Below are 17329 nucleotides of genomic sequence, written 5' to 3'. Positions count from 1 at the left end.
GCGATTCGACGGTATGCGCCGGAAGTGTCAGAAGTGCTACGCCGCATGATCTTCAGCAGGACCGGGGCCTTGGATGCACTGGTGCGTTCAACCTGCGCCGAAGCACTGTCGCTGCCGGCCCTGCCGTTGCCGCCGATTACGCGTTCCGCCCCGGTATCGGTGGCGCGCGAGTTTGCCGAGCAATTCAGTGTCGACGTGTCGAATGTCGACGGCGATCTGCGTGCGGCAGTGTTGAGCGAACTGGGTTCGCAGGCCAAGGAATTCGTATTTTCGGTGTATGTCGCCGACTGGTTTCCGCGTCTGCTGCATGCATTGGACCTGTTGTTCGGGCCGTCGACAAGCGAGGCACAGCTGGCAACGGAGTGGTGCGAAACGGAACTGTCGGTGGACAGTGCGGAATTCTCACGCAGTGTGGCGCGGTTGCGGGTGCTCGATCCGGTCACCACCGAACTGGTGCGTCTGCGCCAAGCTCGCCAACACAATTGCCGATTGTGCAAGTCGCTGAGAATGAGTTCTGCACTGGAAGCCGGTGCGGACGAAGCTCTCTTCGACGAGGTCGACAACTACCAGGACAGTGCGCTGTCGGCTCGTCACAAGGCTGCGCTGTCGCTGGCTGATGCAATGGTGTGGCAACCCGGTTACATCGAGACTGACGTCATCGATGCAGTGCGCGAGCACTTCTCGCCGGCCGAGGCTGTAGAACTGGTGTTGGACATGACCAGGAATGCAAGCTCGAAGGTCGCTGTCGCATTCGGTTCGGACGCCCCGCACGTGGATGAGGGCGTAGAAATTTACGAGGTGGACGAGGACGGGCAGGTTACATTCGGGTTGGGTTTCCGCGTATAGGTCCGACGCCCGTTCTACATTCGGCTGATTCCCGCGCAGAGAAGTTCGACCAGTCTCCGATAGGCGCGGTCGGGATCGGTGCCGGCAGGGTGGCCTTCTTGGGATTCCAAGACGCAGAACCCGTGCAGCGCGCTTCGCAACGACCAAGCTGCCTGCTCCGAGTCGTCCTCGCTGAGGCCGTATCCGGCGATGACTCGGTTGATGACGTCGACTACTTCTCCGACGGCCGCGACGAGGTCCTCGTGTGGGGCGGTGGGGTAGCGGTCGGTGATTGCGTACAGCCCGGGATGGATACGAACGAAACTGCGCCAGGCGTCGGCGAGGGCCACGACGGCGTCATCTCGGGACAGTCCGACGGCGGCGTCGCGGAGGTGTTGGGTGAGTAGATTTCGGGCGAGCAGGCTGAGCTGGTGTTGGACGTCATCAACGCCGTCAACGTGCTTGTAGAGAGCTGATTGCCGCACATCCAGGGTGTCGGCGAGTTGGCTGAGTACCAGCGCGTCCGGGCCTTTGCTGTCCACGAGTTCGGCTGCGGCGGAGATGACGCGTTCGCGGGTTACCGGGGTTCTCATGGCTCTATCTTCCCCTGTGGGCCAGCTCTCACTCTCGGTGATACATTATCACCATGAGTGATGATGTATCTTCGGGTCTCGCAACGGCGCGGACCGACGACGAACAACGCCGTCGAGATCTGCGAGTAGTTGTCTCCGGTGCATGCATTCTGGGCCTCACATCGATCCTGTACGACCTGTCCGGAGTGTCGCCCGCGACCGGCGCGTTCTTCCGGTGCGTCTACGCCTTGATCCCGCTCGGGATCCTCGTATGGGTGCAACGACGCCGCCAACCGGGAAAGACCTCGACGGCGCCGTGGATAGTCAAGGCCGTTCTCGCCGGAGTGTTCCTCGGCATCGACCTCGTTCTGTGGCATGAGGCCATTCATTCGATCGGCGCCGGCTTGTCGACAGTGCTCTTGAATCTGCAGGTGCTCTTTGTGGCCATCCTGGGCTACGTGGTTCTACGCCAGCGCATTACAAAGGAACTGGTGACGAGTTTGCCGCTACTGTTGGTCGGCGTGGCGTTGGTTGCAGGAATGAGTACGACGCTCACCGGAGCCAACCCTGCGGTGGGTGCGACGTTCGCGGTGATCGCGGCCGGCGCGTATGCCGTGTATATCTTCTTGATGGGGTTGGCGACTCGAGCCGCGGGCCGGACTGCGTTGCCGGTGCTCGTTTCCACGATCGCTACCGGAGTTACATCCGGCGTGATCGGAATTGTCACCGGAACCCTTGATCTTGCTCCCCCTCTACCCGCCCAAGTTTGGCTCATCCTGTTGGCCTTGGTATCTCAGGTAGTGGGGTGGCTGTTGGTGGCAAGTGCGAGTCAGCGGCTGCCGGCTGGTTCCGTTGCGGCCAGCCTGGTGCTGCAATCGGCGTCAGCGCTATTGTTCGGTGCTTTTCTACTTTCACAAATCCCCAGTGTCGTGCAGATTGTCGGTGCGGTGCTGATTCTTGCCGGAGTGGTTGTCGCGACGCGGCAGCCTGCAGCAAAGAAGCCGACACCCGTTGTCGGTGAACGAATGGAGACACGAGTATGACCGCAACGGCCGACCGCATCTACATCAACGGCAACATCAGGACCATGGACGGATCCGGCACTGTTGCGCCGACTGCTATGGCAAGCAAGGACGGCAGATTCGTGGCTGTCGGATCCGACGCCGAGATTTCGGAGCTGGCCGGCCCCGGCGTGGCGATCGTGGACTTGGATGGAACGGTGGTGGTTCCGGGTTTCATCGAAACCCACCTGCATCCGATCATGTGGGGTTTGATGCTCGGTGACGTCGAGGCCACGACGGGCGCTTGCCCGACAATCGACGCGGTAGTTGCTGCATTGGCGGCACGTGCTGAGACGACACCCCCGGGCGAGGCAATTCAAGCGTGGGGATTTGACGACAGCCTTGTCGCCGAGGATCGCGGATTGACGACGGCAGATCTCGACCGGGCTTCGACCCGGCATCCGATTTTGGTGCGCCACTTGTCTGGCCACGGAATCTACGTGAATTCGCTTGCCTTGGACCTGGCCGGTGTCGATTCGGCGACAGTCGATCCCGAGGGTGGTGTCATCGTCCGCGACGCCGACGGCACGCCTACCGGTGAGTTGTGCGAGATTCCGGCAATGTCGTTGGTGCACAATCTAGCTCCGGCTGTGGACCCGGACGCCTCGAAGTTGGCTTTACGGCGAGCGCAAGACGTGATGGCATCCGTGGGGGTGACAAGCTTCCACGACATGTACGTCACCTCGGAGATGTACGACGCCTACCGTGGGCTGGACGAGGAGGGCGATCTGCGCTTGCGTGCGCGTCTGTACCTGGGTCATGGCGTCCACGATCAGTTGGGTGAGCTTGCCGATTCGACCAGTCACGTCACTGTGGGTGGCGTCAAACTGATTTCGGACGGGTCCATCCAACTGCATACTGCCGCGCTGACCGAGCCGTACCACGATTTGGGTGGATGCCATTGCGGCGGAATGGCAATCCCGTCGGGCGCGCTCGATGCTTTGGTGAGTGAGCATCACGGCGCAGGACATCAGGTAGCGATTCACACCAACGGTGACCAGGCTATCGACCACGCGCTCGACGCTATTGCCCTGGCAAAGGCCGCGCACCCTGATATCGACATTGTCCACCGGCTCGAGCACGTGCAAACGTTGCGCGAGGATCAGATTGATCGCATGGTTGAATTAGGTGTTGTCGCATCGATTTTCGTCAATCATGTCTATTACTGGGGTGACCGTCACCGCGATCGTTTTCTCGGCCCGGGCAGAGGAGAACGAATCAGCCCGGTAGCGTCGGTAGTGGCGGCCGGTCTTCCCTACGGTTTGCATTGCGATTGCCCGGTCACTCCGGTGAATCCGCTTTTCACTATGAATACAGCGGTCCACAGGTTGACGCGGGGGGGTCATGTTCTTGGGGCGGAACAATGTGTGAGCACGCGTGATGCGTTGTCCGGCTACACAAGTGCGGCCGCCCGGATCACCGGTGAGGGATCGGACAAGGGCAGAATTGCAGTAGGCCTGCTGGCGGATTTTGTTGTCCTCGACGGAGATCCGTTGGATGGTCCGGTTGACCTGTCGGAGTTGAAGGTTCTTCGCACCGTTGTTGGCGGCGAAACGGTCTTCGAAGCGTAGTTCTTCTTTCCTGCTACCTCGGGTGTGTACGTCGCCGCGCCCGAGGTGGTTATTCGACCCGAACTGGTGTCGCCGGATTCGGAAGGTGCCGTGGTTTTTGCTCGGCAGGGTTAGTACGTCCAAGCCGAGCTGGACGTTAGAACATATTTCACTTTGACTCGAACAGCTTCCAACTTTTGGCGGGTGTCTACCCGGCAATTCATTTAATTAGCGTCAGTAACGAAATTTCGATTTCGCAGGTCAGCGGGATAAATGACACGGAAGGCTTCGGCAGCCGAATTCTGGACGTTCGACCAGAAGGGTTCAGTAAAAACTGAAACCTGTGGTAAATATTGAGTCGACACAAGCCGGTGACTATCGCACATGAGAGGGAGATAGGCGCGCGCCGACGCAGTTCCGTTGCGACACTCGAGAGTGACGTGTGGGACCGGGTCGCCGACTGGAACGAGAATTCGAAACCCTCGCCCGGGTAGGGCCGCAGACGGAATCCTCAATCCGCTCGCAGAGTTATCGAACGGATTTCAGGCGCGCGGACGCTAGTTGGAGTGGTGTCCGTTGCTCGCGGGTGAGAACGTCCCTGCAAGTTCACGCAGTCCATTATGTCTGATTGCGTGAGAATTGCTGTCCGGTGGTCCCGGTGCGTCTAATTGCTCTGAAACAAACCGAAAGTTTGCTAGATGCGATCTGGCTGAGGTTGGCGCAATTCCTTGCTGTTTCTTTTAGTGGGCAAGTTATGACGCACAGCTAACTATAAATATTTTCGCAGCTCAGAGCGTCGTGAGCATGCGAATCTTGTTAGCGAAATAATTTCTGAACATTTGACCAGGAAAGTGCCGCCGGTGCGTGATCCGTGTGGTAGAAATTGATCCGACGCAAACTGGTAGCTATGTATGAACTAGGACATGCATCGATATCGGTTCGGCTCGCAATCTTTCCGCAACATGCTTGGCACGTACGGCGGGCGACTGTGGACATGCACCCGATTTTGGGCGCAGGTGACTGCATCCGTCGTCTTTCCACCCCGGTTTCACCGTGGTGGCCGAATCCCATGCCTCACCCGAGGATGCTGTTCCACCGGACTGCTCTTCCCGCAGCCGGGCATTACCCGACGCGTCGGATGTTCCGCCGCGACCGAACAGGAGGAATACCACATGAACAAGACCACCAAGGCTGCCATCGCCGCAGGTTCCGCTGCGCTGCTCCTCGCCGGCGGCGCGGGCACCATGGCTGCGTGGACCGCATCCACCACTGCGAGTGCGCCCCAGACGATTACGGCCGGCTCGATGGCGGTTTCGCAGACCGGTACGGGCGCGTGGACGTGGGGCGGCGGCAACGGCGCCACTGCGGGCACTGCGTTCAATCCTGCGGTCGACAAGCTGGTCCCGGGTGACGTCGTCAACTACACCGCCACCTACAACATCAACCTCGTCGGCAAGAACCTGAAGGCTACTCTGACGCCGGCGCTCGGGGGCGTCAGCGGTGACCTGCTGCCTCAGCTCTCCGTCGCTGACGCCGACAGCACTCCGGCGACCTACACCGAGGGCACCCACACCGCCACGTACACCACGAAGATCACGTTCAACCCGGCTACCACAGACCAGGTTGGCGCGACCAAGACTGCCAGCCTCGCAGGCGGAGCTGTCACCCTCCAGCAGACGATCACTCCGTAGTTCGAGAGCAGAAGAAGGTCACGTGAAGACCCAGCACAAAGTGGCGCTCGCAGCGTCGTCGGTTCTGCTCATCGGGTTCGTCTCGGTGCAGCAGACCGGCGCGCTGTGGCGCGATTCCGCGCAATCCGCCGGCGGTACCCTTCAGGCCGGACTGCTCGACATCTCCGCCGGCACTGCAGGGATCAAGCAGTTCAACCTCGCCGGCTTCAAGCTGGAGAACAAGGGGCCGGGTGAGAGCGTTCAGATGCCCTTGCCGGTGATCAACTCCGGCAACGTGCAGATGAACTACACACTGTCCAATGTGGTGCTCAACGGCGCGACCCCGCCGCCATTGACCCTGCGTGTGGCCAAGGTCGCAACTGCAGCGGCCTGCACGGCAACCGGCGACGTGGGTGCTGAGCTCTACAGCGGCAACATGGGTGGAGCAGCCTTCGCTGCGCCTCAGCTCGTCCCGGCCGGTCAGACTCAGGTGCTGTGTCTGCGAGCCACGTTGGGTTCGAACGCGGCCGCCAGCCAACAGGCCGACGCCACATTCACCTTCGCTGCGAGCTCGGTGAGCCAGTCATGACTGTCACCGCGAGAAGCCAGCGCGCGAGCGAGCGTACCGAGAATCGACCTCGGCACGGCGCGCGTGCGGAAACTCCTGAGCAGCAACATGATTCCGGTCACGATGGGGAGGGCACTACCACCGTCTGGTGGTGGGTTCGGACCATCGTCTCGTGGGTGGTGTTGCTGCTGATGGTCGGCATTCTCGCGGTGATGGTCGTTGTTCCGCGTCTCACGGGATCTACTGCGTACACGGTGCTCACCGGCTCGATGGAACCGGCCATGCCTCCCGGCACGCTCGTTGTCGTCAAACCGACCCCCAGCGAGGATCTGGCCACCGGAGACGTGATCACGTTCCAGCCCGTCTCGGGTGATCCCGCAGTGGTCACCCACCGCATCGAGGGCATCTACTACACCGCCGAAGGCGAGCGTCAGATCCACACCCGCGGCGACGCGAACAACGTCGCCGACTCGTGGTCACTGGTGCCCGAGCAGATTCGCGGACGGGTTATCTACACGGTTCCGTATCTGGGCCAGGTGAACTCGGTGATTAGTGGTCAATCGCGTTCGATCCTCATCACAGTCGTGGCTGCGGGCCTGATTGTGTACGCGGTGTGGATGGGTATCAGCGCCATTCGGGACAAAAGGCGCAAAGTCGGTGAGGACGATGACTCCGTCGGCCTGGCCCCCGCAGGCCTGGAAGTGGGCGCATCAGAATTGCCCGTCGTCGACTCATCGTCACCAACCTCCGAAACGAAATAGGACAGCAGAATGCCTACAGAACAGAAATCGGGCGGCGACGCGCGTCTCGGGGCGCGGGTGCGAGGCCGTAGTGGTGGAATCGGCTGGACACGTATCCGTGCAGTCCTCTCGCTCGGCATGGTCCTGGGCCTCGGTGCGGTCGGCACGATGGCGGCGTGGTCTGACAGTGCCACCGCGACCACCGGAATGTTCAGCACCTCTTCCATTCAGTTGAAAGTCGACAACCAGCGGCCGACGCATCAGTTCACCGCGCTCAAGCGCAACAGCATGCTGCCGGGCCAGAGCGTGGCCGGCGCCATGACAGTTCAGAACACCGGAACCATCGACTTCAACTGGGCAGTCTCGCCCGTTGCGACCGGCTCGCCCGCGCTGATCAGCAAGCTCAAGGTTTCGCTGTACAAGACCGCAGCGAACAACGGCAACACCTGTTCCGGTGCACTGATCACCACCTTGCTGAACGCCTCTCCGCCCCCGGCCGCTTTTGTGCCGAGGTTGCTGGCCCCGGGAGCAACGGAACCGGTGTGCATTCAGGTCGACGTCCTGTCGACCGCAGGTCAGACCGAGCAGTTCAAGATCGCCAATCTCGGCTTCAACTTCACCGCAGTGGGGCTGTGATTATCGTGATGGACAGTACGGATGTGGAGGTGACTGGGGGACGTAGTCGTGGCAAGGAGACTGCGCTGAATGTCGCTGCTGTCGCCGGGCTTATCTGCATCATCGCCACTTTCGCCTCGTTGGTGTTCGGCATCAAACCGCTGGTATTCCGCTCGGGTTCGATGGAGCCGGAAATCTCCACCGGCGCGCTGGCGCTGGCGAAAACGGTGCCGGCAACCGAACTGGCCGTCGGCGATGTGATCAGCGTCGACAATGACCAGGGCGTCCGCATCACCCACCGCGTGGTCGAGCTCGCGCCGGCCGGCGGGGATACGGTGCTCGCCACTCTCAAGGGCGACGCCAACAATGTGATTGATCAGCTGCCTTACACGATCACCGAGGCAGACCGCGTGTTCTTCAGTATCGGAGGACTCGGGTATGTCGTGGCGTGGCTGTCCAGTCCGCTAGCGACATTCCTCGGCGGCGGGCTTGTCGGCGCCGTGCTCGTCATTGCATTTGGACGAACCAAAGACCGGCGTCTGGACAATACCCGCGCCACCACTACACATGAGGCCCGCGTCGATGCTGACGAACCGCGTGGAGAGCTTCAGGAGGCTCATAATGATTGAAATGCGACGGGCACGCACCCGCCTGAAGTCGATGCGATCATTGGTCGCTGTCGCCGGCGCCGCTGCAATGGCTTTCGGGGTAGCTCAGGCTACAGGGACGTTGGCCAACCCGACGGACGCTGTCAATTCGACTGGCGCACAGGTGGCGACGGGCAACTTCTATCCAACGCCGCTGACGGCTGGTCCGATCTCATGTTGGACTGAAGCACCCTGGTACGACCTCGTTACGGGAAAGCGAGTGTCTATTTCTTGGCCCGCTGTCGCAGGAGCCACCGGATACAAGGTGGTCTTCGTCAGGAAATCTGACCCCAACTATGTTGTTCGAGTAGATGATTTGGCGGCGAGTCAGACTTCGATCACCGGAATTACGCACGGCAATTACAACGTGATGTATGCCCGGGTTTACACCGTTAACGGTCCGATGGTCTCGTCGGGATACAAGACCTCAGTCGAGATCACGCACAAGGATGTCGCCACCAACAGGACCGAATGCCAGGGGAATACGGGTCCGGAGTTGGCCAACCAAGCGTGGGAAAACACCAGCACCTGGGATCCGACAACGCCTGCACCGAATGGTGTGTCGCCGACAAATATGATGGCGCGAGCGCAGATCGAGCCAGACGCGGTGACGACAACTGAGACCACCACTCAGGTTCCGGCCACCACCACTACGACGGCGGCGCCGGCAACCACCACGGATACGACAACCACCACGGATACGACAACCACTACGGATGTCACACCGACCACCGAAGTCGCAACCACCACGACAACCGAGTCGGTAACTCCGACAACAACTACGACTGTTGTGCCAACTACTACAACCACCCAGGCGAAGCCTGCCGTCGTTGCTCTGTCCGCCCCGGAGGTGTCAACTTCCGGTGTCGCGGCAACACTGGCTCAGACGGAAGCCGGTACGGCGGTAGTTCTCACTGACAGTGCAGGGAAACAAATCTCGACTATTCCTGCCAGTGCCGATGCGGAACTGAAGTGGGGATCGGACGGTCAGCTGTGGATTGTGGACGGCGAGAACATCTATCAGGTTTCCGGAACCACCGGCACGTCGACCGCCGCCACTGCTGCAAATGCGCCGGCTGACATCATCGCCTGGATCGACGGGCTCGAGTGATGCACATGGACCACACTGAAATCGGGAAGGGAAGAGTTCGAATGAATGGTCGTACCGTTCCCGCAAGCCAATGGAATGCGCGTCGCATAAGAATGATCGGTGTTTCACTGGCCATGCTCGGCTCAGCGACGTTCCTGACGGGCTGTCTTGACACGGGTTCGGTCGGTACCGGCTCCGGTGGGGGCTCTAGCTCGTCGACAACCGTGCCGGGAACTACCATCACTGCGCCGCCAGTAGGTTCGGGATCGTTGGCCATCAAGCCGGTGGCCCCCGCAACGTGGTCGGACCAGAACGGTCCAATTGATATCAACACGATGACGGTTGTGCCAGGTGATGTTCTGACCTTCCATGCCAAATTTTCTCTGGAGCTCAAGGGAACCGGCCTGCGAGCCAAGCTCTTCACCAGCGATCTGGGCGTGAGCGGTAACGCTCCACTGTTGGACCAGCTCAAGCCGGTTACTACCGTGACGCTCGACGGCAGACCGATTCCGGTGGGTGCAGCGGGCGAGATTGTCGACACCACCACGGACGGAAAGAATGTCGATGTGACCATCAGGTTTACCTTCGACAAGGCGGCAGCAACCAATTTGTCGATGGGTCAGGCTTTGAAGCTCGCACAGTTCAACGTGAACCTGGTACAGCAGTCGGCGTAAGTTAGCTTCGCATCACGGCAACAACCACTGAACACGATGGCAGGGTAGTGAAATTGCTACCCTGCCATCGTGTTTCGGTTACCTGCCGGCAGCCGAAGGTCTCGGCATCAGCGAGTGTGAGCGGTACGGCGGGCCGGGTAGACAAGAAGGGCCGGGCAGCATATTCGCTGCCCGGCCCTTTCGGGTACTGCTTGGGAGGTTGAGGAGGTGAGGATCAGGAGCCGAAATCAGCAGATCCGACGGTGATCGCTGCGAAGGCAGACGACACGAAACTCGAAGATCCGAGCGATCCTGAGTTCGTTGATCCTGAGTTCGTTGATCCTGAGTTCAGCGATCCGAAATCAAGCGGACCGGCGCTGAGGGATCCGAAATCGAGCGAACCGGCGCTGAGGGATCCGAGCGATCCGGTGCCGGTGCCAGGGTTGGTGGAATCGGCCGTGAAGTCGACGTTCCAACCGGGAGTGAACTCGCCCCACATTGACTCATTGCCCGCGTCCGAGGGCATTCCGATAACAAAGGCGACCTTCGCGGACGCTCCCGGTGCGAGGTGAACCGAGTTCAAGGAGACGCCGGGCGCGGTTGCATTCCCGGTCGCAGTAGCTGGCTTGCCTTGGATTCCGTTCACATCGACACGCAGGTAGACCTGCATGGCGGGTGAGATTGTGTAGTCACCGCCATAGAAGTTGATCACGCCCGCTTCGTCGGAGGCGTTGCGTACGTAGAAAATGGTGGTGTTGGTGCCGCCGGGGATGAGAATGTCCTGGCTCCAATTGATCAGTGACGTATCACCCCACGTAACTCCGTCGGCGGAATACTCGAGGGCGTCGACTGGTGCATCGGCTGCATGAGCAACGCTTGGCAGAAGAAGTCCGCCGAACGTTGCGATCAGGAAGGCCATGACCACGCCGGCGATCGTTCGGCTAGGTGCGCCGGATCTTGCCGGCGAGTAACTGGTTATTGTCATGTTCCCGATTCTAGCTTGAAAAGTGCCCGATTATAGGCCAATTGGGGCGCGTATATGCAAGGTGTACTTGAATTTTGGAATCCTGATGAGGTTTTGCTGAGTATGAACTGTGGTCTGAATCTCAGTCCGAGATCGGGGGTGTACCGACAGTCAGATGCAGGCGCTGGTGGCGTCGTACGAACAGGCTCGGGACCCGGACCGGAGGCATGTCTTCGGTGAGCGATACGTGCTTGCTCTTCGCGAGCAATAGCGTCAGGGCAATCTTTGCTTCCAAGCGGGCAAGGGCCGCGCCTACGCAAAAATGTGCACCTCTTCCGAAAGCGAGATGAGTTCGCAGATTGGTGCGATCGAGATTCAGTGCGTCGGGGTTGTCGAAAGCTCTCGGATCACGATTTGCGGAGCCCCACAAGAGAATCAGATGGCTTCCGGCCGGAAGATCAATGGTGCCGAGCGTCGTAGCCGCGGTGACGTATCGGTGATGCCCGCGGAACGGAGATTCGAGCCGCAGCGCTTCTTCGAGGAAGGGAGCAAGCAGTGCGGAATCTTCTCGAAGTTGTTGTTGCAGTGTCGGTTGCTCGGCAACAATCCTGGCGGCGTTGGAGATCAACCCGGCGGTGGATTCACCGCCCGCACCCACTAACTGCACCAGCATGAGTACGGCCACCGCCGTGTCTACTTCGCCGCTGTCGCAGGCGCGCACCAGGTCGCCGAGAAGGTTGTCGCCGGGGGCAGTCTGGGCGTCGGCTAGTTTGTCATACAAGTAGCCGGTGAGTTGAGTTGCGGCACTGACAACCTCGGGCAGTCGATTGGTGGTGACTATCCCGCTCAGTAATTCGGTGCTGTCATAAGACCACGTAAGTAGTTGCGGCACATCAATGTCGGGCAACCCGATCAGGTGAGCGACCATTTGTAGTGGGAGTTGATCTGCCAGGGCGGATACCCATTCGATCTGGTCACTGTCAAAATGGTTGTTCCACAACCCTTCTGCGTAATGTGCGATCAACGGCTCCATTGCCCGGATGCGTTTGGCGACGAGTGTGGGAAGAACCAGTTTACGATGTTGTTGGTGGCTGGGGTCGTCGTCGGTGGCAAGGACATGGATGGCGTGCCCGCCGCTGTCCAGGTCGAAGCTCCTCGGTGAACCCTGTTCAGAGTGGACCAGGACGCCGGTGAGATTAGACGAGAAGTCCGCAGTGCGATGGAGTGCTTCGGTGACGAGTTCCCAACTCGAGACAAGGTAGAAGTCGGTCTCGGGAATCCGGTACACCGGGTGATCTCGCCGCAGGGCCGCATAGAGCGGATAGGGGTTCTCGATGTTCGGAGGAGCGAAGGGGTCCATGTCGAATGAGGTGGTCACTGCTTCAGAATCCAGGTCGATGGCAGCCCTGTCAATTGATGAAAATGCATGATGACCTGGGATTTCAATCAATTCTCAGGATGCGTCGAGAGATGGCGCCCGGTGCAGGTCACGGCGCTGAACGCACATCGAGAATTGAGAATTGTCGCTATATTCGTCTCATGGTGAGACGGATTGATTCCGATGCGACGGACTGGCTGGCCGGTGGAAACCGTCGGGAACTGGCCGTCGACCGCATTTATCAGGCGGCCGCAGAACTGATACGCGATCGCGGATTCAACTCCATCAGCGTCGACGACGTGGCCGAGCGTGCCGGGTGCTCACGGGCCACCCTGTACCGCTATGTGGGCGGAAAAGCGGCTATTCGTGACGGAGTGATGGCGCGGAGTGCAGCAGCAGTAGCTCGGGAAGTCTCTGCCGCCGTGGCGTCGTTGACCGGCAAACCGCGGGTTGTCGAGGCGATTCTTGTCTCGGTCCGCGCCATTCGCGCGGATGCCGCAGTCAGTGACGGACTGGCCGCGGCCCGGGCTACCGGGATGGACAACTACGTGGCGTCGTCGAAACTTCTCGGTGACACGGCAATCGAACTCGCAGGCCTCGATGCCGGAGATGAAACATCACAATGGGTGGTCCGGATAGTGCTGGCGCTCTTGGCCTGGCCATTGGCCGATGAAGGATCCGAACGGCGCATGGTCGAATCGTTTATTTCGTGACATCAGCTGCTTCCGCAGCTTCGCGCAGATCGCGTTTGAGTACCTTGCCGGCGGCAGAGAGGGGCAGCGCGTCGACAAACTCGATCGAGCGCGGTGCCTTATAAGCAGAGACAAGCGATTTCGTATGTACACGAAGTTCGTCGATGTCTGCCTGGGCGCCGGGTCGTAGGACTACTACTGCGTGAACCCGCTCGCCCCACTTCGGATCCTTCACTCCTACAACGGAACATGCCGCAACCGCCGGATGCTGCGTCAAGACGTTCTCGACTTCGGTCGAGTAGACATTCTCACCGCCCGTGATGATCATGTCCTTGATTCGATCGACGATGAACAGATACCCCTGCTCGTCGAGGTATCCGGCATCGCCGGTGTGCATCCAACCGCCTTCGAGGGCTGCGGCTGTCTCATCCGGCAGATTGCGGTAGCCGAGCATCACATGATCACCACGAGTGACGATTTCGCCCACAGCGCCCGAACGAACTTCGTTGCCTACCGAGTCGACTATCTGGACTTCGCAATGGGGGAGTGCACGACCGGCCGATCGAAGCAGATCACCGCCGCGTAGGTGATCGGCGGCGCTCAGTACAGTGATGTGCGCCGTCTCGGTCATACCGTATCCCTGTGTGAAGCCGCTCCGGGGAAAGAGCTTCATGGCACGTTCGAGCAGTGCCGGTGAAATGGGGGAGGCTCCGTATCGGACCACCTGGACACTGGAAAGGTCATAGGCATCAAGATTGTTGGCGGTGACCAGCATATGAAGCATGGTCGGTACGACGCCCACAGTGGTTGGCCGGTGAAGGTCGATTGCCTCGAGCATGTTGTGAGGTGAGAACACCGGCAGAAATACTTGCGTGCCGCCCATGATGTTCTGGGCCATCCAGCTCGCGATGCCGGCGATGTGGAACAGCGGGTTCGCAAGCAGATTGACGCCGTCGACGATGGCGGGTTTACCGGCGGCCAGGGTTCCCAGCGTCGACGTCATCAAGCCTCTGTGGCTGACCATTACACCTTTTGAACGTCCTGTTGTGCCGCCGGTATAGAGCAGCAGTGCAACGGCGTCGTCGCCGATTCTGCAATCCGGGACGGGGTCGGAATCGGCAATCAGTGCGTCGTAGTCGATCATGTCGTTCGGCGTGCTTCCGGAACCGCAGTACACGACGCGGGTCAGATCGGGGCATAGTGTGCGCAGTTCCGGAACCGATGGTGCGGAATTCTCGTCGACGACGAGAATCGTCGATCCCGAATCGGTTAGTGCATAGGCCATTTCCGCAGTAGACCACCGAGAGTTGAGCGGGCTGACGGTTGCGCCTGACCACCAGCCGGCCAATATTGTCTCGTGACAACGGTCCGAATTCAACGAGAGCAGCGCTATGCAGTCACCCTCGCCTGCGCCGAGTCCGTGCGCGAGTCGTGCTACCCGATCAATGGACTCGGAGGTTGTGAAAACTCGCTTCCCGAAGACGGTCATCGGGCGCCGAGGTGATTCGCGCAGGGCACGATGAACGAACTGGGTCAGAAACACGACTGTCCTCCGGGGTCTGAAATGTCTACGCCAGAATCATCGCACCGTCGGTGGACCCGTGCTGCTTCGCGGACCACAAATGAAACTGGTCGAAGTGCCCACCGGGGGCTTTGCGGCGTGCGAGAGTTCTCAGGTGCGCGAATTCGGAGTGGTGTTGCTCGGTGCCCTCGTCCTCCCACTGGCAGCGTTCGGGGTGGCCGGAGCCGTGCCCTCGGCAACGTCGTTCGGTGATACCACGTCGGTCGGCGTCCACAATTCCTACGAGAAGTCGACCTTCCCGTACTTTGCCGACGCCCTCGACTCCGGTGCGGGCCTCCTCGAACTCGATCTGTGGACCAACGGCGGCGGCGCGGACTGGCGCGTTTCGCACATGAATCCGTTTGCCAGTGACAGCAACTGCGTCGGCGCGCAGGATGCGGCCGGACTGCGCAGCGGTTTTCGAGATCAAGGACTCGCCGGCTGCCTGGCAGATATGAGGGCTTGGCACGATGCCAATCCCAAACATTCGCCCGTGATGATCAAGCTCGAACTCAAAGACGGATTCACCGCCGGGTACGGTCGCGGGCCTGCCGATCTTGATGCCCTGATCCTCGGCGCTCTGGGCGACGCCGTCTTTGCCCCGGCCGATCTGGTCGCCGATAAATTCTCGACGCCGGACGCCGCAGTGACACAGCAAGGTTGGCCGACGGTAAGCGAGATGGCTGGCAAATTTGTCTTCGAGTTGATTCCCGGAACTATCGAGGAAGGTAATCCGCTCGACACGCACTGGACCGACATCGAGTATGCGACGCATCTGCGAGATCTCGCGGCAACAAATCGGCTTGCTCACGCGGCAGCCTTCCCGGCGGTACACGTCGCGGCTCCGGGCGATCCGCGCATTGCCCGCTACTCAGACCCGTCGGTCCGGCCCTGGTTTGTGCTCTTCGACGGAAATGCTCTCGAATACACCAGTGGTGCAGTGGATTCGAGCTGGTATCATGCACGCGGGTACCTGTTGATCATGACCGACGCACACAAAGTGTTACCGGCAATCGACGGTACACATGCATCCGAATCCGAAGCTAGAGATCGGCTGGACCGGTTGGCCGGTGATCACGCGAGTTACATAACCGCTGATTGGTCGAGTCTCCCGAGCGTTCTGTCCACCGTAATTCAGCGGCGCTGAGGACTATCCGTGTGTTGCGGCATAGGTTGCCCTGCCAATTTTCGGACTTTTCCGACTGATTTGATTGTGACCGTTGTCTCCGAACATAGTTTCGAATAAGATTGTGGAATGTTCGATTCGGGGGTGGGGATTTTCGGTAGCTCAGCACAGCTGAGTGGTACCGAAACCGATTGTGCCCTCGTTGATTTGATGGCCGAGTTGCATGCGTGTGAGGCGATGTTGGTCGAGCGGAAGCTGGCGGTGGTGGCGGAGTTCTTCACCCGTCGTAGCGCCGGGCATGTCGAGGGCGGAGCCTGGTCGTCGTCGGCGCACGAGCTCGCCGAATCCGAGGTCGGCGCGGTGCTCACGATGGGGCGTGCTGCGGCGGGGAAGCTCATCGGGTTGGGGTTTGCTTTGAGGACGCGGTTGCATCGGACGCGGGCGGCGATGGCGCGTGGTGAACTCGATTTCTACCGGGTGTCGTTGATCGAGTCGGCGACGGCGAATGTCTCCGACGAGTTGATCGACGAGGTCGAACGGTTACTCCTCGAGCAGGTGTTGGCCCCGCCCGTGGACGGCGGGACGGGGTTGACGGGTCGGCGGTTGACGGCGGCGATCGACCGGATCGTGGCTCGGGTTGATCCGGAAGGGTTGCGGGAACGCCGACGCCGAGCCCTCGCCGACAGGTTCGTCGGGGTCAGCGCCGCCGAGGACGGCATGGCCCGCATCCTGGGCAGTATTCCGGCCGAGCAAGCCCGCGCGTTCGATGGACGGTTGCGGGAGTTGGCGATGTCGGTCTGCCGCCATGATTCACGGACGTATGAGCAGCGACGGGCTGACGCGTTGGGCGTGCTGGTGGGTGGGTCGACGGTGTTGGTGTGTGATTGTGGCCGTGTCGATTGCCCGCAGGACCGCAGTGGTCTGATCGTTGTGCGTCGGCCGTTGGTGCATGTGGTGATGTACGAAACCACTCTGGATACGGACTCGGATGAGCCGGCCCATTTGGATGGGTACGGCGTGATCAGTGGCGAGCATGCCCGCGACATCGCCAAGAATGCACAGGTGCGGGAAGTGCGAGTACCGGAAACACCCGAACCTGAGACCGTGTCGGCGTTTGTGTACCGTCCCGGCGCGGCACTCGACGCCTGGCTACGCGTCCTCGCGGGCAGTTGCCAGTGGCCGCACTGCGATGTCCCGGCCTGGAACTGCGACCTCGACCACAACAACCCGTTCAACCAGACCGATCCCGCGAACGGTGGGCTGACGGTGGCGTCGAATCTGAGTGCGTTCTGCCGGAACCATCACCGCCTCAAGCATTCCGGATCCTGGCAGCTCGACCCGAATTCGGATCGCAGCATCACCCTGACCTCGCAGACCGGGCATCGCTACCGAACCCGAGCAGCCGGACTACTCGCCGGAAGGCAGGAACCGCCGCCACCGGACGGCGGCACCCGACGGCGAACTCGACTCGAGAACAAGGCTGCCCGCATCCGGGCCGAACGCAAACGACGGAAAACTCGCGCGAGACCCACACCCCGAAAACACGCGCCCCACAAACCCGTCGACTACGGCAACGACCCGCCGCCGTTCTGACGTGTCACGGCCTCGCTGAACTTG

The 17329-nt window shown here is 60.5% G+C and carries 17 protein-coding genes; 13 read left to right on the top strand and 4 right to left on the bottom strand.

The features are described from left to right. Positions 1 to 45 precede the first annotated feature (45 nt). Entirely contained in the window at positions 46 to 846 is an 801-nt protein-coding gene (locus tag ACFRFQ_RS28255) for a carboxymuconolactone decarboxylase family protein (protein ID WP_378664922.1), read from the top strand. A 14-nt stretch (positions 847 to 860) separates the two neighbouring features. On the opposite strand, the gene ACFRFQ_RS28250 is transcribed toward ACFRFQ_RS28255, so the two are convergent. Beyond that, positions 861 to 1418, bottom strand: coding sequence for a TetR/AcrR family transcriptional regulator (locus ACFRFQ_RS28250; protein ID WP_378664921.1), 558 nt, complete (start codon positions 1416 to 1418; stop codon positions 861 to 863). 53 nt (positions 1419 to 1471) lie between these two features. Here ACFRFQ_RS28250 and ACFRFQ_RS28245 point away from each other — a divergent pair, with 53 nt between their 5' ends. The 9 genes from ACFRFQ_RS28245 to ACFRFQ_RS28205 all read left to right on the top strand — a co-directional run bounded on the left by ACFRFQ_RS28245 (position 1472) and on the right by ACFRFQ_RS28205 (position 10012). Then, on the top strand, positions 1472 to 2440 hold the full coding sequence (locus tag ACFRFQ_RS28245) for a DMT family transporter (RefSeq protein WP_378664920.1): 969 nt from the start codon (positions 1472 to 1474) through the stop codon (positions 2438 to 2440). Beyond that, positions 2437 to 4029 carry an amidohydrolase gene (locus ACFRFQ_RS28240; protein WP_378664919.1) on the top strand — a complete coding sequence of 531 codons (1593 nt, stop codon included), beginning with the start codon at positions 2437 to 2439 and terminating at the stop codon, positions 4027 to 4029. The genes ACFRFQ_RS28245 and ACFRFQ_RS28240 overlap by 4 nt, the downstream gene beginning before the upstream one ends. A 1151-nt stretch (positions 4030 to 5180) precedes the next feature. Further along, positions 5181 to 5699: an alternate-type signal peptide domain-containing protein gene (locus ACFRFQ_RS28235; protein WP_378664918.1), complete on the top strand. Its 519-nt coding sequence runs from the start codon at positions 5181 to 5183 to the stop codon at positions 5697 to 5699. Positions 5700 to 5721: 22 nt separating this feature from the next. Next, positions 5722 to 6267 (top strand): hypothetical protein, encoded by a 546-nt coding sequence (locus tag ACFRFQ_RS28230; protein WP_378664917.1) that lies wholly within the window; start codon positions 5722 to 5724, stop codon positions 6265 to 6267. Further along, positions 6264 to 7007, top strand: coding sequence for a signal peptidase I (locus ACFRFQ_RS28225; RefSeq protein WP_378664916.1), 744 nt, complete (start codon positions 6264 to 6266; stop codon positions 7005 to 7007). Before ACFRFQ_RS28230 ends, ACFRFQ_RS28225 begins: the two co-directional genes overlap by 4 nt. 9 nt (positions 7008 to 7016) lie before the next feature. After that, positions 7017 to 7622: a SipW-dependent-type signal peptide-containing protein gene (locus tag ACFRFQ_RS28220; RefSeq protein ID WP_378664915.1), complete on the top strand. Its 606-nt coding sequence runs from the start codon at positions 7017 to 7019 to the stop codon at positions 7620 to 7622. After that, positions 7619 to 8230: a signal peptidase I gene (locus ACFRFQ_RS28215; protein ID WP_378664914.1), complete on the top strand. Its 612-nt coding sequence runs from the start codon at positions 7619 to 7621 to the stop codon at positions 8228 to 8230. The genes ACFRFQ_RS28220 and ACFRFQ_RS28215 overlap by 4 nt, the downstream gene beginning before the upstream one ends. After that, the gene (locus tag ACFRFQ_RS28210) at positions 8223 to 9359 is read left to right on the top strand and encodes a hypothetical protein (RefSeq protein WP_378664913.1); all 1137 of its coding nucleotides are present in this window, start codon (positions 8223 to 8225) and stop codon (positions 9357 to 9359) included. Before ACFRFQ_RS28215 ends, ACFRFQ_RS28210 begins: the two co-directional genes overlap by 8 nt. A 41-nt stretch (positions 9360 to 9400) precedes the next feature. Beyond that, positions 9401 to 10012 carry an alternate-type signal peptide domain-containing protein gene (locus tag ACFRFQ_RS28205; RefSeq protein WP_378664912.1) on the top strand — a complete coding sequence of 204 codons (612 nt, stop codon included), beginning with the start codon at positions 9401 to 9403 and terminating at the stop codon, positions 10010 to 10012. Positions 10013 to 10226: 214 nt separating this feature from the next. Here ACFRFQ_RS28205 and ACFRFQ_RS28200 read toward each other — a convergent pair whose 3' ends face one another. Next, on the bottom strand, positions 10227 to 10976 hold the full coding sequence (locus ACFRFQ_RS28200; RefSeq protein WP_378664911.1) for a hypothetical protein: 750 nt from the start codon (positions 10974 to 10976) through the stop codon (positions 10227 to 10229). 121 nt (positions 10977 to 11097) lie between these two features. Beyond that, complete coding sequence (locus ACFRFQ_RS28195) at positions 11098 to 12315, bottom strand: cytochrome P450 (protein WP_378664998.1); 1218 nt, start codon at positions 12313 to 12315, stop codon at positions 11098 to 11100. A gap of 179 nt (positions 12316 to 12494) precedes the next feature. On the opposite strand from ACFRFQ_RS28195, the gene ACFRFQ_RS28190 reads away from it, so the two are divergent. Continuing rightward, entirely contained in the window at positions 12495 to 13046 is a 552-nt protein-coding gene (locus ACFRFQ_RS28190; RefSeq protein WP_378664910.1) for a TetR/AcrR family transcriptional regulator, read from the top strand. Here ACFRFQ_RS28190 and ACFRFQ_RS28185 read toward each other — a convergent pair. Continuing rightward, positions 13036 to 14568 carry an AMP-binding protein gene (locus ACFRFQ_RS28185; protein WP_378664909.1) on the bottom strand — a complete coding sequence of 511 codons (1533 nt, stop codon included), beginning with the start codon at positions 14566 to 14568 and terminating at the stop codon, positions 13036 to 13038. The genes ACFRFQ_RS28190 and ACFRFQ_RS28185 overlap by 11 nt on opposite strands. A gap of 79 nt (positions 14569 to 14647) precedes the next feature. Between ACFRFQ_RS28185 and ACFRFQ_RS28180 the strand changes: the two genes are divergently transcribed. Further along, positions 14648 to 15733 carry a phosphatidylinositol-specific phospholipase C domain-containing protein gene (locus ACFRFQ_RS28180; RefSeq protein ID WP_378664908.1) on the top strand — a complete coding sequence of 362 codons (1086 nt, stop codon included), beginning with the start codon at positions 14648 to 14650 and terminating at the stop codon, positions 15731 to 15733. A gap of 108 nt (positions 15734 to 15841) precedes the next feature. Continuing rightward, positions 15842 to 17305: a DUF222 domain-containing protein gene (locus tag ACFRFQ_RS28175; protein WP_378664907.1), complete on the top strand. Its 1464-nt coding sequence runs from the start codon at positions 15842 to 15844 to the stop codon at positions 17303 to 17305. Positions 17306 to 17329: the final 24 nt, after the last annotated feature.

The organism is Rhodococcus sp. NPDC056743, from assembly GCF_042790355.1.
Taxonomy (GTDB): domain Bacteria; phylum Actinomycetota; class Actinomycetes; order Mycobacteriales; family Mycobacteriaceae; genus Rhodococcus_F.
Note: the sequence above shows the minus strand (reverse complement) of the source record. Positions and strands in the feature narration are given on the sequence as shown.